At 34.8% G+C, this 22,493-nt stretch carries 21 protein-coding genes; all 21 read right to left on the reverse strand.

The features are described from left to right. Positions 1-15 precede the first annotated feature (15 nt). The gene (locus tag HALSAC_RS0102885; RefSeq protein ID WP_027339005.1) at positions 16-750 is read right to left on the reverse strand and encodes a WecB/TagA/CpsF family glycosyltransferase; all 735 of its coding nucleotides are present in this window, start codon (positions 748-750) and stop codon (positions 16-18) included. Then, positions 740-1,837 carry a polysaccharide pyruvyl transferase CsaB gene (csaB, locus tag HALSAC_RS0102890; protein WP_027339006.1) on the reverse strand — a complete coding sequence of 366 codons (1,098 nt, stop codon included), beginning with the start codon at positions 1,835-1,837 and terminating at the stop codon, positions 740-742. The genes HALSAC_RS0102885 and csaB overlap by 11 nt, the downstream gene beginning before the upstream one ends. 365 nt (positions 1,838-2,202) lie before the next feature. Continuing rightward, complete coding sequence (locus tag HALSAC_RS0102895) at positions 2,203-4,029, reverse strand: DUF5693 family protein (RefSeq protein ID WP_027339007.1); 1,827 nt, start codon at positions 4,027-4,029, stop codon at positions 2,203-2,205. A gap of 181 nt (positions 4,030-4,210) precedes the next feature. Beyond that, positions 4,211-4,888 (reverse strand): LmeA family phospholipid-binding protein, encoded by a 678-nt coding sequence (locus HALSAC_RS0102900; protein ID WP_027339008.1) that lies wholly within the window; start codon positions 4,886-4,888, stop codon positions 4,211-4,213. A 262-nt stretch (positions 4,889-5,150) separates the two neighbouring features. Next, a complete protein-coding gene (locus HALSAC_RS0102905; protein WP_027339009.1) occupies positions 5,151-5,873 on the reverse strand; it encodes a ZIP family metal transporter in 723 nt (240 codons plus the stop codon). Between the two features lie 193 nt (positions 5,874-6,066). Next, positions 6,067-7,162 (reverse strand): peptide chain release factor 2 gene (prfB, locus tag HALSAC_RS0102910; RefSeq protein ID WP_156924123.1). Its coding sequence is split into 2 segments (ribosomal slippage): positions 6,067-7,089 and positions 7,091-7,162, totalling 1,095 coding nucleotides; the frame shifts between segments, so codons are not numbered across the junction. 84 nt (positions 7,163-7,246) lie between these two features. After that, positions 7,247-9,802, reverse strand: coding sequence for a preprotein translocase subunit SecA (gene secA / locus HALSAC_RS0102915; protein WP_027339011.1), 2,556 nt, complete (start codon positions 9,800-9,802; stop codon positions 7,247-7,249). A gap of 358 nt (positions 9,803-10,160) precedes the next feature. Further along, positions 10,161-10,703, reverse strand: coding sequence for a ribosome hibernation-promoting factor, HPF/YfiA family (hpf, locus tag HALSAC_RS0102920; RefSeq protein WP_027339012.1), 543 nt, complete (start codon positions 10,701-10,703; stop codon positions 10,161-10,163). A 342-nt stretch (positions 10,704-11,045) separates the two neighbouring features. Continuing rightward, entirely contained in the window at positions 11,046-11,492 is a 447-nt protein-coding gene (locus HALSAC_RS0102925; RefSeq protein WP_027339013.1) for an OmpH/Skp family outer membrane protein, read from the reverse strand. A 27-nt stretch (positions 11,493-11,519) separates the two neighbouring features. Beyond that, the gene (locus tag HALSAC_RS16980) at positions 11,520-11,681 is read right to left on the reverse strand and encodes a hypothetical protein (RefSeq protein WP_156924124.1); all 162 of its coding nucleotides are present in this window, start codon (positions 11,679-11,681) and stop codon (positions 11,520-11,522) included. Positions 11,682-11,925: 244 nt separating this feature from the next. Further along, complete coding sequence (locus tag HALSAC_RS0102935; RefSeq protein ID WP_027339014.1) at positions 11,926-12,129, reverse strand: cold shock domain-containing protein; 204 nt, start codon at positions 12,127-12,129, stop codon at positions 11,926-11,928. A gap of 150 nt (positions 12,130-12,279) precedes the next feature. Continuing rightward, positions 12,280-13,002: an amino acid ABC transporter ATP-binding protein gene (locus HALSAC_RS0102940; protein ID WP_027339015.1), complete on the reverse strand. Its 723-nt coding sequence runs from the start codon at positions 13,000-13,002 to the stop codon at positions 12,280-12,282. After that, a complete protein-coding gene (locus HALSAC_RS0102945; protein WP_027339016.1) occupies positions 12,995-13,654 on the reverse strand; it encodes an amino acid ABC transporter permease in 660 nt (219 codons plus the stop codon). Before HALSAC_RS0102945 ends, HALSAC_RS0102940 begins: the two co-directional genes overlap by 8 nt. Positions 13,655-14,126: 472 nt before the next feature. Beyond that, positions 14,127-14,879 (reverse strand): basic amino acid ABC transporter substrate-binding protein, encoded by a 753-nt coding sequence (locus HALSAC_RS0102950; RefSeq protein ID WP_027339017.1) that lies wholly within the window; start codon positions 14,877-14,879, stop codon positions 14,127-14,129. 78 nt (positions 14,880-14,957) lie between these two features. Next, complete coding sequence (gene hepT / locus HALSAC_RS0102955) at positions 14,958-15,374, reverse strand: type VII toxin-antitoxin system HepT family RNase toxin (protein ID WP_027339018.1); 417 nt, start codon at positions 15,372-15,374, stop codon at positions 14,958-14,960. Continuing rightward, positions 15,367-15,771 (reverse strand): type VII toxin-antitoxin system MntA family adenylyltransferase antitoxin, encoded by a 405-nt coding sequence (gene mntA / locus HALSAC_RS0102960; protein ID WP_027339019.1) that lies wholly within the window; start codon positions 15,769-15,771, stop codon positions 15,367-15,369. The genes hepT and mntA overlap by 8 nt, the downstream gene beginning before the upstream one ends. 729 nt (positions 15,772-16,500) lie before the next feature. Then, the gene (locus HALSAC_RS0102965; RefSeq protein ID WP_027339020.1) at positions 16,501-16,869 is read right to left on the reverse strand and encodes a type II toxin-antitoxin system VapC family toxin; all 369 of its coding nucleotides are present in this window, start codon (positions 16,867-16,869) and stop codon (positions 16,501-16,503) included. Then, positions 16,856-17,095: a hypothetical protein gene (locus HALSAC_RS0102970; protein ID WP_027339021.1), complete on the reverse strand. Its 240-nt coding sequence runs from the start codon at positions 17,093-17,095 to the stop codon at positions 16,856-16,858. Before HALSAC_RS0102970 ends, HALSAC_RS0102965 begins: the two co-directional genes overlap by 14 nt. Positions 17,096-17,655: 560 nt before the next feature. Further along, positions 17,656-19,221, reverse strand: a complete 1,566-nt coding sequence (locus HALSAC_RS0102975; protein ID WP_035571189.1) for an AAA-like domain-containing protein — start codon at positions 19,219-19,221, stop codon at positions 17,656-17,658. Positions 19,222-19,564: 343 nt separating this feature from the next. Beyond that, positions 19,565-20,731 (reverse strand): nucleotide sugar dehydrogenase, encoded by a 1,167-nt coding sequence (locus tag HALSAC_RS0102980; protein WP_027339023.1) that lies wholly within the window; start codon positions 20,729-20,731, stop codon positions 19,565-19,567. Positions 20,732-21,173: 442 nt separating this feature from the next. Then, on the reverse strand, positions 21,174-22,082 hold the full coding sequence (galU, locus tag HALSAC_RS0102990; protein ID WP_027339024.1) for a UTP--glucose-1-phosphate uridylyltransferase GalU: 909 nt from the start codon (positions 22,080-22,082) through the stop codon (positions 21,174-21,176). Positions 22,083-22,493: the final 411 nt, after the last annotated feature.

A 22,493-nucleotide genomic window follows, 5' to 3' on the forward strand; every position in this document is an offset into this window, starting at 1 on the left:
CAACATCCTCAATATTTACTTTATTCTATTGATCTTTTGCTTCAAAACTTGGTGAATAAACTTAGGTAAGGATACCATTCTTCCTGCTCTAGACGGTTCTTGGGCCAACCTATAAAGCCACTCTAAATTTAGCTTTTGGACCATCTGAGGTGCTCTTCTCTTCTCGCCTGATAAAATATCAAAGCTACCTCCTACTCCAATTCCTACAGGAACGCCTAAAAAACTTAGATGCTTATCTAACCACTTCTCTTGCAAGGGAACCCCCATACCTACAAGGAGAATATCGACCTTGCTTACTTTTATCTCCTCTACTACCTTCTTCTCTAATTGACGATCCAAGTAACCATGGTGGAAGTTAATATCTAAATTAGGGTATCTATTTAAGGCCTCCTCTTTGGCCTTTTGAGCTACTCCTGGCTTGCCTCCTAAAAAATAGAAGGAATATCCCTTCTTAGAGCCCCTATTTAATAATTCCTGTACTATATCTATCCCAGAAACCCTCTCTTCTAAACTTTTGTTTAATAATCTAGAAGCTATTACAACCCCTGCCCCATCTGGCAATACCAATTGGGCAGAATTTATAATCTCCTTTAATCTAGAATCTTTTTGGGATCTAACTATCATCTCTGCATTAGGAGTTACAACTATCTTGCTTCCCTCAGAACTTATAAAGTTCTCTATCTTCTCTAGAGCTTCTCTCTTGTTAACCTTATCTATTAATATACCAAGTACATCTACTCTACTTCTCATAAAGATCACCTAGTAACCTTAATGATATTTCTATATTATCCCCAGCCAATCCTTCTAATTTCTTTATTTTTTTATTAATCTTCTCCTTTATAAACTCTTCTTTCTCCCATAATTTTAATATTTTATCAATACTATCAGATACATTCAAATTATCTATCTCGGCAAAAGGATCTAAATCTAAGCGCTTTAGAAAACTATCAATTTTGGGATCATAGGATATTCCTAAGATGGGTATTCGCTTTAGACTAGCGAAGATAAGTGAATGTAATCTAACTCCTAAAAAAAGATCCATCCTACCTATTAGTCCTAATATCTCTCTAGGCTGATAGTAATCTTCTAAAATTTGAACATCTGAATTCATTATACCCTTAATATATCTGCTAACCTTTAAATCATTGGGATAATGCAAAGGAATTAGTATTATATCTAGATTGGACCTCTCTTTAACTTTATCTAAAATAAGGGCCAACTTCATTAAATAACTATTATCCTTCCACGGGCGAATAGATACTCCCATAACAGGGTGGGATAAATATATTTCTTCTTTCTTTAAGATAGCGTTGGCCCTTTCTTCTCCTATCCCATCTAAAATAAAGACAGGGTCTGCTGTCACCTTAATATCTTGCTTAACCCCAATCTCTTCTAATAATTTCTTAGACTCTTCATCTCTGACTGTTATCTTCTTCACACCATTTAATCCCCTCTTAATCATCCTTTTATTTATCCTGCCCCTAACTGGGCCAACCCCCTGTCCACAAAAGAAAACTGGCATCTTAAAAAACTTAGCCAAAGCTATAACCCCTAGATAATAAGGAATAGTTCTATTGCTAGTCACATCCTGCAATAAACTTCCACCACCACTGATTAAGAGATCAGCTTTCTTAAACTCTCTAATTAAACCTTTAAAATCTCCCCTACCAACAGCTTTAATACCATGGATTTTTTCAGTCTTAGAAGGATTTGCAGAGATAGCAACTACATCTATATTAGAATCTGCTCTTTTGAGATTAGAGCTCAAAGAAGCTAAGATCGCTTCATCTCCTGCATTGTCAAAACCATAATAACCAGAGATAATCACCTTTTTCACGGAACTCCCCCCTTTTCATATATAAACTTTTTAACCTAATACCCTCCAATAATTTGAATAGTTTTGAGATTTTATTAAAATACCAAATTCAAAGACTTAGCACTGATAAATACTAATCAATCCCGATTAAATCTGATTTTAAACCTTTCTTATTTTTTATGCTCTAATCAGACCTTCATCGGCTCTTATCAGATTTAATCTGTGTCAAGCCTTTGCTCTTTAATTATTAAAAAGATAAAATTAATTTCATTATAGATTGGCGTTGATTAGTGAGATTCGCACCCCAAGGGCACTTCTTTCAGGGCGCTGCTAAAAAAAAAGAGTTTTTAATCTTTTAAGTTCTAACTAAAAGTGATCCTTTATTATTATTTAATCTTAGCATTATCTAGTAATTTTAAAACTAATATCCCTATTGTACTTCCAATAATCAGTTCAATGAAGGTTCTAATTAAGGATACCCTAAGGGGTGTATGTAGATGAGAAAATGTATTTAAAATTGTAATCTGGCCAATAAGGCCTAATAACAATACCCAAAGATACTTCTTATCCCTTAAAGATAGTCCAACTCCTATAAGAAGTAGGGGATGCCCTATTAAGAAGGTCTTAAATCTAGGTCTAATTACAAATAGCTTCTCTAATAGATCTCTGATCCTAATCTCGACACCACTTGCAGCTATAATTGGATAGTTTCCTGTTCTTGTCAAGTAGATTAATCCCCCAAAAGCTAGAATAAGTCCAATAAAGAGATCTCTCCATAATAAATGCTTCTCTAAAAATCCATTTACCGATACAGATAGTTCTCTCCATCCACCATAAAATAGATTCAAATAATAGATTAGTCCAAATATTAGAGGGAGGAGAAAGGATACTTTGACCCCACGAAAGTGATATATCTGTAAGATATACCCCAGATTTGATAATAAAGAAAATAAAAGAAGTCCACCTGCCAAGGTAATCAAACTTCCCTCCCAAAACAGTCTATATGCTTTTGCTATTGTATAACCACCTTTAACCTTATCTATTAAATAGGCTAGTGTAAATAGCGGATATACTATTGCTCCGCCCAAAGCTATTGCCTCTAATAGTATTCTAGGGCCAAGGAGTAAATATACTGCTAAAGCAGCTAAGGGAACTAGAAAGATCAAAATTCTAAGCTTATTATGAAATCTAGCTAAGATTAAATATAATGGGGCCAACAAAGCTAAAGAAATTAAGACTTCAAAGAGGGCATTTCTATAAATCGGTCGAAAAGCGTTGGCCCTTTCTAGCCTATACCTTCCACCTTTAAGTCTCTCACTTAGCCCACTTACAAAGCTTAGAGTATCCTCTTCTTCTAAGAAAGGTTTTAAATATAATCCTCTTACATTCCTTTCATTAACAGCTCTAAAGTATCTATCTATACTTCTATCTATGCCCAACCTCTCAAATTCTCTTATATCGCCACTATGTACTCTAAAAACTTCAAATTCCATTTTCTCGCCTAAGGTACTTATACCCCTTTGATGACCGATAAAGGGTTCTATCATACCCAAGCTGACCTTTTGGTCTTTTAAAACATAAGCAACCTGATCAATCTGATCTGGATAACCTACTACCCTATCTCCTTTAAAGATTATACTAACTAGATTCTCCAATTCTTTTAGCTTATTCTCCAGCTCTAAAGGTGATATCCCATAGCTAAGACGAGGAATCAAATTTAGATCTAACTTCTTTGCTTCAGCTATTATATCTTGATCTAAGTATATCTCTTCATCTATAACCTCTTCACTAAAGTTACTTAAAACAAGGAGATTATCCCTTAAATTTAGTTCACCTTCTTCTACTTTTTGATCAAAAAGTAGTTTTAACTCTTTTAACATCCTACGCTCTCCACTTATATATAAGTTATTATCAGCAAAGCTCTCTAAATCAGCTACTAGATCATTTAAAAAAGAGACCTCTCTTCCCCAATAATAACCTATCTTCTCACTTTTCTTTAAATCACTTAAACTAAGAAACTCTATTGCTAAGGAAGTTATACCTGCCTCCTTCAGTTCTGAAAGGAGGTGCTGTTGGCCTTCTTCCTCTAATAAAGCATAATCCATAATCAGCTCCACATCTCTATTCTCTGACTCTATTTTATACCTATCTATTAAGATGAAGGATGAAGCTATTAAACCTATTATTATAATTATACCTACTAATCTCTTCATATAGCTCCCCTCTTTCACTTTGATAATAAACTAAAACTCACCCTAATATATATATTAGGGTGAGTTAATTTAAACGTTCTTATTCTAGCTTATATTTTAAAATTAACTTATCTAACAAGATAGAAGGTCTAATCTCTCGACTATAGCCCCCCTTTAGACAAGTTAAATTAATTCTAAATTCTTAATTAATAATAATCTTATCCTCTCTCATCTTGACATTTCTAATCTTTAAAGGGAAAGGAAGGTCTGAAAGATCGATCTCAAACTGTAGTTGATCCTTTAACTGTTCTATTAAAGCACTTGGGATAACTATATTCTGAACTGCTAGATTATCAACCTTATAAATAATCGACTCCTCTTCTCCTACGAGAAATCTACCCTCTATCTGCAAATTCACACTAGCATTAAAGAGTCTGATATTTCCCACCATCATCACTTTATTGGATAATAAATTAATATGAAGATTATCAAAAATATCTAACTCCTCTTTATCTCTAAGATAATCATTAAGCTCATCTTCAAAAAACTCTATATTAAGATAGGTGTTCTCCCCTCGAACTACCTCCCACTCTTCTTGTACCCTCTTTAACCTCAAGCCTTCAAACTCTCCTTCGATCACCCTTATAGGCAAATCATCAATCAAGACCCCTTCCCCTCTAATCTCTAACCTATCTACAAAACCAAAGGACAACTTAATAGAAGGAAATGATCTAACCTTAACCGATATTTCTTCACTATAATCAAGCTCCTTATCTAAAGCCTCAGTAAGACTTCTAGAAATCGTCCTAGGCAACCAAAGCTGCATTATAATAAAGAGCAAGAGAACGCTTATAAGGCCAGCCTTTACTAGCTTGTTCAAAAGAAAAAACCTCCTTTCGTTAGTAAAGTGTCAGTGCCAGTGTGAGTGTCAGTAAAATCAAACCTCACACCTTCCACTATCTCACCTCTACATAATTCTTCTCTTCATCAAAATGGAAAGAATGATATTATTTTAAAGTCCTTCCTTGGTGAAGGGAATACTATCATAACTTTATGACATTGAGGTTAGATGAAACAAAGTCTAAGGTTTTTACTGACACAGACACTCACACTGACACTAGTAATAAAGCTAAGCTTTATTACTAAACCAAAACACTCAGCAATACCCCTAATGATAACCCTAAAATTATCCCTGCAGTTGCATCTAAACCATAAGAAAAAGAATAAGAACCAGGCAAGAGTTCAAATATAGTAATATATAACATAGCACCTGCTGCAAATCCTAGAGTTAAGGATAGGACAAAAGGAGATATAGTACCTATTATTGCTCCTACAAAGGCACCAAGCCCCATGGGTATCCCTGGAAGAAGAGTTGCTATAATTATCTTCTTTGAACTCCATCCTCCTACATTCATAGGAGTAGCCATAGATAACCCTTCGGGATAATTATGAAGAGCCATTATTACTGCTAAGCTAAGCCCTAACCTCCCAGTAGCAATATAACCTGCACCAATTGCTAAGCCTTCAGGAAAATTATGCAAAGCTATCCCTAAACCTAAAAGTATCCCCGTCTGAATATAACCCTCTTCTTTTATATATCTATTAAAGATTATTGAGATTAGCCATAATACTAAGAAGCCGATTATTGTTCCACTGAGACCTAAGGGCCAATTACCGTACTCCAAAGCTTCCGGGAATAGATCAATCCCAACTATTGAGATCATAACCCCAGCAGCTAAACCCAATAACAGGCTGACCGACCTCTCACTAGGTCTGCGCCAGAAAATAGTAGTAACCCCTCCCAAACCAGTGCCTAATACCCCAGCTAAAAGACCAATCGCTGTTGTCTGTAAGACATAGTTCATAAGAACACCTCCGCTATCACCATAGCTACTAGTTACTAGCTATTAGCCAAAAGCCAGAAACCAGAAGCTACTAGCTACCTTACATTTAGTATACCTAATATCTATGCCATTATAATAATAGTTATGATTTTATGAGCTATGAGCTAAAAAAGGCTGTACCCTAGGGCACAGCCTTTTTTAGCTAGCTATATACTTATTGCTGTCTAAGATATCCTTCAATGAACTCTTCTAAATCTCCATCCATAACTGCTGAAGTCTTTCCAGTCTCAACTTCAGTTCTATGATCTTTTACCATCTGATAAGGGTGAAAGACATAAGATCGAATCTGACTTCCCCAAGCAATCTCCTTCTTCTCACCTCTGATCTCATCAATCTTTTGGGCTTCTTTTTCTTGCATATACTCAAATATCTTGGATTTTAAGATGCTCATAGCACTTGCTTTATTCTTATGCTGAGATCTTTCATTTTGACATTGAGCTACTATTCCTGTAGGAATATGAGTTATCCTAACGGCTGAATCAGTAGTGTTAACATGCTGACCTCCGGCACCGCTGGCTCGATAGGTATCAATCTTTAGATCACTCTTATCAATATCTATCTCTATATCATCATCTACCTCTGGCATTATATCTACTGAAGCAAAGGAAGTATGCCTTCTTCCTGAAGAGTCAAAGGGAGATATCCTAACTAAGCGATGTACCCCCTTCTCCGACTTCAAGTAACCATAAGCATACGGGCCAACGATTCGTAAGGTTACACTCTTAATCCCAGCTTCATCACCTGGCATTAATTCCATGATACTAACCTTATAGTCATTACCCTCAGCCCATCTAGTGTACATTCTAAGTAGCATCTCTGCCCAATCCTGGGACTCGGTCCCACCAGCACCTGGGTTGATGGATAGCAAAGCATTATTTTGATCATAATCTCCAGATAATAGAGTCTTTAGTTCCAACTTCTCTATTGCCGGAGCAAGTTTGTTGGCCCTTTTTTCTACCTCTTTTATCACACCTTTGTCATCTTCCTCTATAGCCATCTCTAGTAACAATTCTAACTCCTCAACTTCCTCCCAAAGACCATCAAAGTCATCTAACTTACTCTTAACTGCACTTAATCTCTGAGCTATCCGCTGAGCCTTATCACTATCATCCCAAAAGTCAGGAGCTGCCATTCTCTTTTCTAGCTTCTTCTTCCGCTCTTCTAAGCTATCATAGTCAAAGAGATTCCCTCAAATCTATCAACTTATCTTTCATCTCTTCTAAATTGGCTTTCAATTCACTTTCTATCATCTATTTCACTCCTTGTTTTTAGCTAATTGCTTTTAGCTACTAGCCCTTAGCTAAAAACTAGGAACTAATAGCTAGCAGCTACTATCACTTATTAATACAACACTTCTTATACTTCTTCCCGCTTCCACAAGGGCAGGGATCATTTCTTCCTGGCTCATCAGTTTTAACTATAGGAGTTAACTTCTGTTCTTCTCCTCCTGTATTACCTTTTCTTCTACCGCCAGCAGTATCGTAAGCTGTAGTTAGAGGGCCATGAGTATAGTCAAGCTTTCTTCTATCCTCACTATCATCCTTTCTTACAACTTCAATAGCAAATAAATACTTGATAATATCTTCTCTAATTGAAGCACTCATCTCTCTAAACATATCAAAAGATTCCATCTTATACTCTACTAAAGGATTTCTCTGACCATAAGCTCGAAGTCCAATACCTTGGCGTAGTTGATCCATTGCCTTTAAGTGATCCATCCACTTTTGATCAATTATCTTAAGCATTACAACCTTCTCTAACTCTTCCATACCTTCCATACCTAAATCGGCCCTTTTAGCCTTATAAGCTTCTTTAAAGTTTTCAAAGAGCTTATCTTTAACCTTATCTTTATAAAGTCCGCTTATATCATCAGCTTCTAACTCTAAATCCTTTAACTGATTCTTAATATATTGAACCAAACCATCTAAATCCCAGCTACTTGGCTCTTCTTTTTCATCTATATATAGATCTATAATATCATCTAACCATCCATCGGCCATTCTAAATAAAGCATCAGTTAACTTCTCTCCAATCAATACCTGATGTCTTTGATCATAGATTACCTTTCTTTGGTGGTTTAATACATCATCATACTCCAAAACATTCTTTCTAATCTCAAAGTTACGCCCCTCTACTCTAGCTTGGGCATTGGCTAAGGACTTAGTAATTAACTTATGTTCAATAGGTTGATCATCCTCTAAACCTAAGGTATTCATAATACTCTCTATTTTATCTGAACCAAAGAGTCTCATCAAATCATCAGATAAAGAGACATAAAAACGGGATGATCCTGGGTCTCCCTGTCTTCCTGAACGTCCTCTTAGCTGATTATCTATTCTACGACTCTCATGACGTTCTGTACCAATTACATGTAATCCACCAAGATCTTTTACACCTTCACCAAGAACGATATCTGTACCACGACCAGCCATATTAGTAGCTATAGTTACTGCTCCTTTCTGACCAGCACGCTTAACAATATCAGCTTCACGTTCATGGTGCTTAGCATTTAAGACCTCATGGGGTACATGAACCTGCTTTAATCTTCTGCTTAGCTCCTCAGAGTTCTCAATAGATACTGTACCTACTAGAACAGGTTGGCCCTTTTTGTACCTTTCTTTAATATCTTGGGCAACTGCATTAAACTTTGCATCCTCTGTCTTATAGATAACATCAGGATGATCCTTTCTAATAACTGGTTCATTAGTAGGGATAACAATAACATCTAAATCATAAATTTCATCGAATTCATCTTCTTCAGTTTTTGCAGTACCAGTCATACCAGATAGTTTATCATACATTCTAAAGAAATTCTGGAAAGTAATACTAGCCAGAGTCTGACTCTCTCTTTGAATTTGAACTCCTTCTTTGGCCTCAATAGATTGGTGAAGACCTTCACTAAATCTCCTACCAGACATCAATCTACCAGTAAATTCATCTACAATCTGAACCTCTCCATTTTTAACTATATAATCTCTGTCTTTCTTCATTAGAGTATGAGCTCTTAATCCTTGGTTTATATGGTGTAAGTGATCCATATACTTATTATCGTATAAATTATCAATCCCCATAATCTCCTCTACCTTATCAGTTCCTTCTTCTGTTAAGGTAACAGATTTGGCTTTCTCATCTATAGTATAGTGCTCTTCTTTTTTTAACCTTGGAATAACCTTAGCAACCTTATAATATAAATCTGGTGATTGCTGTGAAGGTCCAGAAATTATTAAAGGTGTCCTCGCTTCATCTATTAGGATACTATCAACCTCATCTAAGATAGCAAAATTTAAATCACCTTGTACCAAGTTATCCTTCTTTAAAGCCATATTATCCCTTAAGTAGTCAAAACCAAATTGATTGTTTGTACCATAGGTTATATCGGCAGCATAAGCATCTTTTCGCTCTTGAGGATTCATATCCTGTAAGATAACTCCTACCTCTAAACCTAAGAATTCATAGATTTGGCCCATCCACTCACTATCACGCTCAGCCAAATAGTCATTAACTGTAATAACGTGAACTCCTTTGCCAGATAAAGCGTTTAAATATGCAGGTAAGGTAGCAACTAATGTTTTACCCTCACCAGTCTTCATCTCACCAATCTTTCCTTGATGAAGAACGATTCCACCAATTAACTGTACATCATAGTGTCTCATACCTGTAACTCGTTTAGAGGTCTCTCTTACTACAGCAAATGCTTCTGCTAATAGATCATCTAAAGTCTCACCTTGCTTTAACCTTTCTCTAAACTCTACCGTCTTCCCCTTTAATTCATCATCACTTAAAGCAGCAATACCATCTTCTAAAGAATTAATCTGATCGACCAAAGGTCTTATCTTCTTTAATTTTTTCTCATTAGGATCACCTAATAATTTACTTAAAATCCCCAACATATTCTATATATCCTCCTTGAATTAGTTTGTAATTACGTTATATAGTAATAAAGCTGAGCTTTATTACTAGTGATGAGTAATCAGTAATGGGTGATGGGTAAAACCTCAAAAACCAGAAATACCTTTGTTCCATAAAGTTTATAAGAGTTCTTGATATTTTAATTTTACCCATTACTCATCACTCATTACCCATTACTAATGGCACGTCAGTGCCATTTAACTATAATTTTATCTTCCAATATAAGTATTGTCAACTTCTATCAAGCTCTTTATTTGAATTCATTGAAAATTTAACCTGTTAAATATAACCAAACACTAAAAAAGGCTAGCTCTAGAGCTAGCCTCTATACATATATTCTTAGAAAGTAGGTTCAATTAAACCGTAATTTCCATCATTTCTTTTATAAACAACATTTACCTCTTCAGTCTTAGCATTTGAGAAGACGTAAAAGTCATGTTGTAATAGATCCATTTGCATAACAGCCTCTTCTACAGGCATTGGTTTTATAGCAAACTGTTTAGTCTTGACAATCTTTGGACTATCTTCAGTTTCCTCTTTATTCAATTTAGCTTTTAAACCTTTTCCGAATTTATCTTTCTCTCTTCTTAACTTACTGTGAATACGAGTTTTATATTTACGAACTTGGCTTTCTAATTTTTCAATTACACCGTCAATAGATGCGTACATATCATTGCTTCTTTCTTCACCACGTAAGATTAACCCATCTACAAAAAGAGTAACCTCAACTATATGTCTTCCTCTTTCAACCTCCAGGGAGATCTGTGCCTCTATTACTGTATCCTCTTCAAAATACTTTTCTATCTTCCCAACCTTTTCTTCAGCATACCCTCTTAGAGCTTCAGTTACTTCTAAATTCTTTCCTCTAACCATAAATTTCATAACTAGACCAACTCCTTCCCAGGTAATATCTATCTTTACTATACTATTATTATTTCTGTAAACAAATAAAAAACCCTTTTTTTTCTGAAATTTATTTTTCCTAAATTGCAATACTAAATTAAATCAAGAAATTGGTCTTTCTCACAGAGCAATTTTATTACACATCTAATAAAAGATTTGCACTCTAGTAGTTTAAATTTAGACCTAAATACCCCTTCTATTTAACTAATGGGGCAAGATGAAAATTTCTATTAATATATAGTTATAAAGGGCTTATTCTCTTATACTTACTCCTTGAATTATAAACTATTATAAATAAGCCCCTTCTTATCTTATCTTAAATTATAGACTTCCAAAATAATTGATTACCTCAGTAGTAATATCTTCTCCTCCACTAAGGATAATCTCGCTATTTAAGATTAAGTCATATCCTAAATCTTTCCTTACATCTTCTAAATCACTCTCTACTTTCTCCATTAAGCCTCCACTTATCTCAGATCTAATTTCATTAACCTCCTGCTGAAACTCTTGTTCAACTTGGTTAATCTCTTCCATATCTTTTTCTTGATCTAAACCTGCCAATCTGTCTTGGAATTCAGATTGAACAACCTGAACTTCTTGTTGGAACTGCTGATTTGTTGCTACTACCTTTGGATGGTTTTCATAAACCTCTTCAAAGTTAACATATCCTACGTCAGCCTCTGATGCTTGAGTAAAACTATTAAAACTAAATAATAGAGCAAATACTAAAAAACCACCTATAACTAATAACTTCTTGTTTTTATACAAAATTTAACCCCCTAATTATAGTAATTATTAAAATTCTGAATCTTCTTCTTCAAATGGGTTTAACTCTTCTTCTTGCTGTTGTTGCTGGAAGTCTTCTTCACTCATCTGTTCACCTTCTGGTACTGCACATCCTATTAAAGCAAAAGCCACCACCAAAACTATTGCAAAAGTCAATATTTTTTTAAGCATTTTCCAACCCCCTTACCTTATTTACATTTATAATTATAAAGGTTAAATGTGATAAATGTGTGAGATAAGATTTAAGTTTTGGTGAATTAATATATATTTGAAATTTATATAAATCAATCATTAGATCTTAAAGAGTATAATTCCCTTGCAAAAAATAAAAAAGACCCCGGATAAAAATCCGAAGCCTTGCTGTTTTCATCTATATAAAACTATATAAACAAAACTTACAGCTTAATTAACTAAATTACAGCTTACTTACTTTGTCAGCTTGAGGTCCTCTTTCGCCTTCAACGATTTCAAACTCTACAGCTTGACCTTCGTCTAAAGATTTGAACCCGTCACCTTCGATAGCTGAAAAATGTACAAATACATCTTCTCCAGCTTCTCTTTCAATAAAACCATAACCTTTTTCATTGTCAAACCATTTTACGCTTCCTTCTAATTTCATTCTTTCATTCCTCCTAATTACTTGTTTCTATTAAGTGACTTTCTATCACTTTCCATATATAACTATAACACAACTATTAATCAGTGTCAACAAAATTCCAAAATTTTTTAATTTTTACCCGAAAAACCATCTCTACATCCTAAAGTAACTTTATAATATCTTAGCTAAGAAGGATTTGGTTCTTTCCTCTTGAGGATTGCTAAATATATTCTCTGGATTATCAGCTTCAACTATTACTCCAGCATCCATAAATAGTACTCTATCTCCCACTTCTCGAGCAAACCCCATCTCATGGGTAACAACTACCATTGTCATACCTTCATGGGCCAACTCCTTCATAACTGCTAATACCTCTCCTACCATCTCTGGATCTAAAGCTGACGTAGGTTCATCAAATAACATTACCTCTGGTTGCATTGCTAAAGCTCTAGCAATGGCAATCCTTTGCTTCTGTCCTCCAGATAATTGGCTTGGATAAGCCATAGCCTTATCTTTTAAGCCTACCTTCTTTAATAGATCATAAGCAATCTCTTCTGCTTTCTTCTCTTTTACACCTTTAACTTTTACTGGGGCCAACGTTATATTATCCAAGACATTCTTGTGAGGAAAGAGGTTAAAGTGTTGAAATACCATCCCTGTATTCTGTCGAATTTCATTTATATTAGCCTGAGGAGAATTAATCTGCGCTCCGTTAATAAAGACCTCTCCTGCAGTAATATCCTCTAAAAGATTTAAACATCTTAAGAAGGTACTCTTACCTGAACCACTTGGCCCAATTACAACAACTACCTCTCCCTTAGTTATCTCTTCATCTATCCCTTTTAATACTTCCAAATCACCAAAGCTCTTATGCAAATCCTTAACCTTAATCACTTACGCTCAGCCTCCTTTCAGCCCAATTTACCAGCCTTGTCATCATAAAGGTCATTACAAAGTAGATGACTGCAACTGCAGAAAAGATCAAAAATGACTCGTAGTTTCTACTGATAATTAACCTTCCTTGCCTAGTCAAATCTTGAACGGCAATTATTGATACCAAAGAAGAGTCCTTTAATAAAGCAATAAACTCATTACCCAAAGGAGGTACTACCCTCTTAATTGCTTGAGGTAAAATTACATATCTCATTGCTTCATAATAGGACATACCCAAAGAGCGAGCTGCCTCCATTTGGCCCTTATCTATTGATATGATTCCTGATCGAACAATCTCACCTACATAAGCACCACTATTTAAGCCTAAACCTAAAATAGCTGCAAGGTAATTACCTAGATCTATCCCAATATTAGGAAGTCCAAAGTGTAATAAGAATAACTGAATCAATAAAGGTGTTCCTCTAAAGAATTCAATATAAGTCTTAGATACCCCTTGAAGAATCTTGCTTTTAGAGACTCTAGCTAGTCCTAATATAGTACCTATCACAATTCCTATCATAACAGCAAAGGTAGTAATTCTAACTGTAACAGCTGCCCCTCTCATTAGATGAGGAAAAGCTTGCTGTAAAATTTCAATCTTATCAACTAACATATATATGTCACGTCCTTTCTCTTTTTTAAGCACTTGTTTATTTTCTTTTTTTCATTCGCCAAAATAATTATACATTAATTTGATTATTTATTCAAGAAATTATTAATAGTTTCAGTGTCTGTGTCGGTGTCAGTAAAATCTAGCTCTTTAGACTCTGCTCTTAACTAACACTCACACTGACACCGACACTATTAATAAAGCATAGCTTTATTAATAAAAAAAAGCAGCAAGGCATTTAACCTCACTGCTTATCTATTATCTACTCTTTACTCTTTGACCTCCTGCTCGCTTAAAAAGATTCCTACGAGTTTTTAAAAATCCAAAAACTCTCCGTGAGCGGATGAAGGCTCACTACTTTTTTACTTTAAACTCCTGCTCGCTTAAAAAGATCCCTACGAGTTTTTAAAAATCCAAAAACTCTCCGTGAGCGGATGAAGGCTCACTACTTTTTTACTTTAAACTCCTGCTCGCTCTATTTAAACCATTTAGCAAAGATTTGGTCATAGGTTCCATCATCTTTAATCTGGGCTAAAGCTTCATTGATGTTTTCTAATAAATCTTCGTCTCCTTGTCTCATAGCCATACCATAGAACTCTTCTGTAAATGGCTCTCCAACAATCTTAGCTCTACCTCTTTCTTGTATATAAGCAGCTGTTACTGGTAAATCATTAACAACCGCCTCTACTCTCTCATTATCTAAATCAATAAAAGCTTCAGGAATAGTATCATATCTTACAATATCAATACCATCCATCTCACTTACTAAAAGATCCGCTGTGGTACCTAACTGTACACCTACTCTTTTACCTTTTAGATCACCTTCATTATTAATTGTATCATTATCTTCTAAAACTGCAATTACCTGACCAGCATTGAAGTAAGGGTCTGAGAAGTTAACAGCCTGTGCTCTCTCTTCAGTAATTGTCATAGCTGATATAATTAAGTCATACTCTCCAGCTTGAAGACCAGGGATGATTCCATCAAAGGATACATCTTGAAGTACTATATCTACATCTAATCTGTCACCAATCTCTCTAATTAGGTCTGCATCAAAACCAGTGATCTCTCCATCTTCATCATAGAACTCAAAAGGACGATAAGCTGCATCCATACCAACTCTTAAACCATTCTCTTGAACATTCTCCCAAGTAGTACCTTCTTGATTACTACACCCTACCACTAAAACAGCAAACATAAGTAATGATAAAAAGACTAACTTTTTCATTTATATTCCCCCCTAAATTTATTTTCTCAATTTGTTATTAATTATTATACATTATTAGTTATAATTATGCAAGGGGTTTTATAAAAATTCTATGTATATTTTCATTATATTCTTTAGATCGCTTAAGTTTCTTTTGATAATAGTATAAACTATATCTAAATCTACATCTAAATAATCATAGACCAGTATATTTCTAAAACCAACTATCTTAATAAATACCTCTTTTAACTCTTTATCAATATAATTATTCTCATACAGAATCTTAGGTATATCACTATAGGATTCAACCCTACCTAAGTTTTGATCAGAGATGATGTGATTTCCTATATCTATTAAAGATTCAATGGCTAGATACAAAAATCTTTCTGCGCTTCCATAGACCATTTGATCTCCTTTAAACTCTCTTAAAGAGTATTCCGCTTTTATTTTATTTAAGAAATCTAAGTATTCTTTTGCTTTCTTGACCCTCTTTTGGATTACACTTCTATTAACCATTTAGTATCTGCTCCTTTAAATATTTTCTTTGGACTTTTAGAATTGGCTCGAAATCTAAAAAAGTTCTTATACTAAAAGAGAAGTAGGTATTAGCATCAAAGTCCTCTCTTTTATAAATAATTTTATTATGTTTAACAATCTCATATCTGGTCACTATATCAGCTTGATTTAAGATAACCAAATCTACTTCACAATAGCCATATTCTGCTAATTTGGCTAGAATATCAACCTTTATCATCTTGTCGTAGCCTTTATCTAATAAAATTCCTATATCTATATCACTATTTTTACGCTCTTTATCTTGGGCATATGAACCAAAAAGATAAGCTGCTTTGATATTATTATATAATTTAAAGATATCTTTTAAACTTTTAAGTTGACTTTCTTTTAGCCCCATATTTCATCCTCCTTTTTACTATTATAACCTATTTTTGTATATTAATAAAGCGTGGCTTTATTAACAGTAATGAGTAATTAGTGATGAGGAAGACCTTAAAAATCAGAAAACTCTTTATTGTCTAATCTTTTAGGGATTTAATCTTACTCATTACTATATTATTTGTCTTACTAATAAAAAAAGAGAGGACAATTTGTCCCCTCTCCTTTGTATGTTACCTAGCTGACCTGGTTTTTGCCCCCACACTCGCCTACTGGAAGTCTCGCAGAAGTTGTCATCTACTACTCCTTCTCTCTAGTATTACTATTATGTAGTTAACCTAGGTAGGACTTACCCCTAAGCCGCACCATGCTCAGTAGCTTTGCTACCTTACGTGGATCGTTTTGCCTGCGACTGGCATCGACTTTCAACCACAGACCTAAGTAAACACAGACTTAATTATATAATTTATAAGGTGAAAAAGCAAGAGATTTATTTGATTTTAGCTGTGGGATTTATGCTAAAAACTTAAAACCTGTAAATCAAAGACTTAGCACGGATAAAGGAGGATTAGATCTGATTAAATCTGATTTTAAACCTTTTTTAATTTTAATTATTTAATCTCTTGTCCTGATCTTGTCGGCTCTTGTCCGAACTTAGTCAGCGTAAATGACTTTGATTTTTATATCTTTACTACCTCCAAAAACGAAGAACCAAGGATTTGGTATCCTTGGTTCTATAAATAATATTCTATTTATTGATTTCTCTATTTAACTTTTTATCAAAGGTATAAATTTCATCTCCCCTTACCTTAGAATAAGCAAATAATAAGCAATCTATAAAATCTAATTTTATCTTTGAATATTTGTCCAAAGCTTGAGTGACTATTTCTTTATCTTCTAATGATACTGTAGTCAATTGACTAAACTCTATTAATACCTGAGTTACCTCTTCTTTATCTAAATTATAGACCCCTTGAAGAACATATACTACCTCTGCCAAGACTTCATTTAATATATATACTTCATTGTTATCTATAATTTTTGCTGCTTGATTGGATAACTCTTCTACATCATTTAATAGATATCTTAAAATTACATTGGCATCAACTATCTTCATATTTCTCCTCCACCGCCATCTGCCATGCCTCTTCTTCTTCTTTTATTAAATCGGGATTAGAGTATTTATTTAGAATTCCTTTTAAACTTTTAGTATTCTTCTTTTCTTTGGGATCATCATCAACAGGTAGAACGATAACTTCTACTTTTTTATTTTTTAGCTCTACTGGCAAATCCATTATCGTAGCTATTGAATTGCTATCTATTATCTTTCTAATAAAATTCATTTATCCCACCTCCATTTATACTTTTACCTATAGATCATACTTCTATTAATATTATTATACGCTATATATAATTAAATTTAAAGGAAGAAATAGATTTGAAAATCAAAGACTTAACACAGATAAAATTCTGAACTAAACCGATTAAATCTAATTTTAAGCTTTTTTATTTTTCAACCCCTTAAAATCATTAACTCTGACAAGACCTGCGACTAAACCTTTGACTAAAATCTGACTAAAAGCAGTAGTCTAGAATCAGGAATCTGGAGTCTGTAAATTCAAAATATCAACTTAAAAACCATTAACCCTTTGACTTTGACCTATGCTCTTGCCGATTATTGGTTCCTTATTCCTGGTTCCTAAAATTTAATTGTTTAATCTCTTGTCTTGACCTTGTCGGCACTTGTCCGAACTTAGTCAGCCCAAACGCCTTTGATTTTTATCTTTTTACTACCTCCAAAAGCAAGAACCAACGATTTTTGAAATCGTTGGCCCTGTAATTTGATCTTAACTTGTCTTAACTATCAATTATCAATTATCAATTATCAATTCTCAACTGCCCTTCACACCCATACTGCAAAGATCTCTTTTCCATCCTTGCGTATCAATTCTTCTTTATATTCCTTGGCTTGATTAAAATTAAAGCTGACTAGGTAGCCTTTATCCAACCCTTGAATATCAAGATAATCTGATAATTGTTCTAAGCCTTCTTGATGATACTTCTCTCCTCGCCAGATCTTTAACTCTATTACATACTTCTTGTCAAGATAGGTGATGATAACATCTAACCTCTTTTCCTGTGAAATCTGTACCTCTTTGAAGTCAAAGCCCTTGCCATTGATAATAGGCTTTAGAAAGGCCAGAAAGATTAAACGCCCATTTCTCTCTAGAAACTCTTGATCCTTGTCGCTATACTGCTCTTTGATAAATAATTGGAACTTCCTTAGTACCTTCTTTAGATCTAAATATCCATCTTCTTGAATGAAGTTTTCTCTAAAGTTATAGCTTGTCATATCTGCATCGGTCTCTACCTTAGAGATTAAATAATTATATATCCTCTGTTCATAGATTCTATTATGAAGCTTTACTCTACCACTTTCATTTCTAAATATACCATATAGCTCTCCTAAGTTTATTATTGGATTATCTGAGTTATACATAATCTTGTTACCTTCTATTATTATTCTATAGACTAACCTATGAAGTTCCTTGTTGTTTTCTAGATTTTTAATCAGACTCTCGAAGTTAACACTATCTTCTTCTAAGATCTTCTTAACTGCTCTTTCTATATCTTTTAATTCCCATTTCTTTTTCTCTTTATCGGATAGTATATCCTCATCTATTACCTTAGCTACCTTACTGACTAAATAAGGGTAACCAGATGTATAATAATATATCCTGCTGGCTATCTGGGGTATATCCATCTCTATACCTTTATCATCTTTATATTCTCTTAGCATTGTCTCTATCTCTTTGGGGTTAAAGGACATCTCTACATTGAAGTTTACTGCTATATTCCAGGGGCTATTATATTTTCGCTCTTGGTCTGGTCTTAATTTAATCTTTAAATTTTTAACATCATGAACCCCGGCTAAGATGACGCTATGAAAGCTATAATCCTCACCTTCTTTGGCAGAAAGATACTTACTTCTTAGTATGCCTAAAAAGTCTAAAAACAACTGATTATCACTACTCTTATCCACTTCATCTATCATTAATACCACTTTTCTCTTATCATTTTTAACTATCTTAGATATAAGCCTTCCTAGCCTGCGCATATTAGTAGCTCTACTTAGGTTTTCTTCTATTATTTTTATTAATTCCTCTTCACTTTGTAATTCTAACTTATCTATAATAGTTAGTAAAAGCTCTTCTATAAATAATTTTTGGTCTTTATATATCTCTTTATCGAAGCCTTCAAAGCTAATTCGTATTATAAGATAATCTTCTCTTCTTAATTTTTTGGATAATAGATACATTGTGGTAGTCTTTCCGTATTGTCTTGGTCTATTTATTGTAAAGTAGCTTCCTTCTTCTACTAGCTTTTCTATTTGATCTAGTTTATTTGAAATATCGACGGTATAATGCTCTTTAGGAATGCAAGTTCCTGTTATGTTGAACTTTTTCATTTGTATAGCACCTCCTTTTATTATTATACCATATTTTAGTTGTTTTAAAAGGTGTTTAGTCTTCAGCTATCAGCTATCTGCCTTCAGCTAAAACCCTTAAAACCTGTAAATCAAAGACTTGGCACAGATAAAGGAGGATTAGATCTGATTAAATCTGATTTTAAACCTTTTTTAATTTTAATTATTTAATCTCTTGTCCTGACCCTGTCGGGTCTTGTCCGAACTTAGTCAGCGTCTAAGACTTTGATTTTTGTTTTTTTACTACCTCCAAAAAGCGAAGAACCAACGATTTTTGAAATCGTTGGCCCTATAAATATAAGTGAATCCCTTATCCCTTGGCCCTTTAGTCTCTTCGATATAGATCTCTGGTATAGACCTTATCATTTACATCGCCTAGTTCTTCGTTCATTCTGTTTACTACGATTACATCAGAATCTTTTTTGAACTGGTCTAGGTCTTTGACTACCTTGAAACCGGCGAACTCAGCTTCTTCTAGGGTTGGTTCGTAGATTACTATCTCTACATCTTTGGACTTGAGTCTATCCATTACCCCTTGGATTGCTGAGGCTCTGAAGTTGTCTGAGCCTGACTTCATAATCAATCTATAGACGCCAACTGTCTGTGGTTCTTTACTTAGAATCCTGTCAGCTATATGGTCTTTTCTAGTATCGTTAGAAGCTACTATGGCTTTAACGATATCATTTGGTACTCCTTCGTAGTTGGCTTTTAGCTGTTTGGTATCCTTTGGTAGGCAGTATCCACCATAGCCGAAGGATGGGTTGTTATAATGGTCACCGATTCTTGGGTCTAGCCCAACACCGTCAATGATCTGTTTGGCATCTAAGCCTTCTAGTTCTGCATAGGTATCTAACTCGTTGAAGTAGGATACTCGCATAGCTAAGTAGGTATTGGCAAAGAGTTTGATGGCCTCTGCTTCTGTGGAGTCGGTAAACAGTACTGGTATATCTTCTTTGATTGCTCCCTCTACTAAAAGATCGGCGAATTGCTGGGCACGATCTGACTTTTCTCCTACTACTATTCGTGAAGGATATAAGTTATCGTAAAGTGCTTTCCCTTCTCTTAGAAACTCTGGTGAGAAGACTATGTTATCGGTGTTATACTTTTCTTTGATTTCTTTTGTGTAACCTACTGGGATGGTAGATTTAATGATCATTGTTGCTTCTGAGTTAATCTCTAAAACGTCCTCGATTACGGCTTCGACTGATTTGGTGTTGAAGAAGTTATTCTCAGTGTCGTAGTCGGTTGGTGTAGCGATTATTATGTACTGGGCACCTTGGTAGGCTTCTTCTTTGTTTAGGGTTGCTTTTAGGTCTAGTTCTTTGTTGGCTAGGTAGTCTTGGATCTCTGCATCAACGATTGGTGATTTCTTGTTGTTGATGAGATCTACTTTTTCTTTGACGATGTCTAGGGCTACTACTTGGTTGTTCTGTGCTAGAAGGACGGCGTTTGATAGTCCTACATAGCCTGTCCCTGCGACTGCTATTTTCATATATAATTCACTCCTTATTTTATAGTTCTTAAAACCTTAAAATCTTAAAAGATATTTTTTGGCAACGAATCTCGTGAATTTACTCGAATCGTCTCGAATCTAGGTCAAGGGCTTTAAAACCTAAATTCAAAATATTTAACTCTGACAAAGGCGCGACTAAACCTTTGACTAACTTCTGACTAAAACCTATTAATTATTTTTATTTTAATCTTTTGTCTGGACCTTGTCGGCTCTTATCGGGCTTTTGTCACCCCAAGGGCACTTCCTCAGTCGTTCCTCAGGGTTTATAACAATCATAAACCCCTCGTGGAATCTCAATTTCAAATGTCCTCCCTCAGGGCGCAGAGTATAAGCCTTTTATCTTTGGCTTTTAAAGCCTTATTTTATTTTTAATTTAATTTAGGTCTTAATCTTTTAACTATCAATTATCAACTATTAATTATCAATTGCTCTTCGAAGTTGCTATTTCTTCTAGGGATGGGAGTTCTTGTTGTAGCAGGCTGTATAGGTATTCTCTGAATGGTCCGCCTATGTCTTCTCGATCTAGTGCGAATTCTATTGTTGCTTCTAGGAAGCCTAGTTTGTTACCTATGTCATATCTCTTGCCGCTGAATACTTGGGCGTAGATGTCTTCTTTGTCCATTAACTCCACTAGGGCATCGGTTAGTTGGATTTCGCTGCCTTTGCCTGGAGGTGTTGACTCTAGGATGTTAAAGATCTCTGGGGTTATGATGTATCGACCCAGTATAGCTATATTAGATGGGGCATCTTTTAGCTCTGGCTTTTCTACAAGGCCATCTACTTTATATAAGTCGCCATTGTTCTTAGAATACTCGACTATACCATATTTGCTTACATTCTCGTCTTTGACCTTCTGGACACCGATAACTGTTGATTGTTTTTCTTCGAAGGCTTCGATCAGCTGTTTGGTTACAGGCTTCTTGGCTTTGACGATATCATCACCTAGTAGGACTGCAAAGGGTTCGTTGCCGATGAAGGTTTTGGCACAAAGGATGGCATGGCCTAGGCCTTTGGCTTCCTTTTGGCGAACATAGTGGACATTGATCAGGCTTGAGATATCTTTGATCTGTTCAAGCATCTCTAGTTTCTGTTTTCTCTCTAGTGCCATTTCTAGCTCTATGTTCTTATCGAAGTGATCTTCGATTGCTCTTTTATGTCGTCCTGTGATTATGATAAGATCTTCGATACCCGATTCTACTGCCTCTTCGACGATATACTGGATTGTAGGTGTGTCTACTATCGGTAGCATCTCCTTTGGCTGGGCTTTGGTTGCTGGTAGGAATCTAGTTCCTAGCCCTGCTGCTGGGATTACTGCTTTTTTCACTTTCATACTTATCAACTCCTTATCTTTGTATATTCAAAATTTTAACATATATGTCTTGTGGAAGCAATGGTATGTTGTGCTTATAGGTCAAAGTCAAGGGCTTTGAAAGATAAATTCAAAGAATTGACTCTGACAAGGGCATGACTAAACCTTTGACTAACTTCTGACTAAAACTTATTAGTTATAATTATTTTTTGTCTTGGCTTTATCAACTCTTGTCATCCTTTGATAAAAGGGTAAGCCTTTAATCCAACCTTATTTTATTTTTAAAAATAGAACCCTAAACCCCTCTTTGGCAGCGAATCTCGCGAATTGGCCCGAATCTAAGTCAAGGGCTTTTAAAGATAAGTTCAAAGGATTGACTCTGACAAGGGCAGGACTAAATCTTTGACTAACTTCTGACTAAAGCCTATTAAT

The sequence above is a fragment of the Halonatronum saccharophilum DSM 13868 genome, assembly GCF_000517025.1.
GTDB lineage: Bacteria > Bacillota > Halanaerobiia > Halobacteroidales > Halobacteroidaceae > Halonatronum > Halonatronum saccharophilum.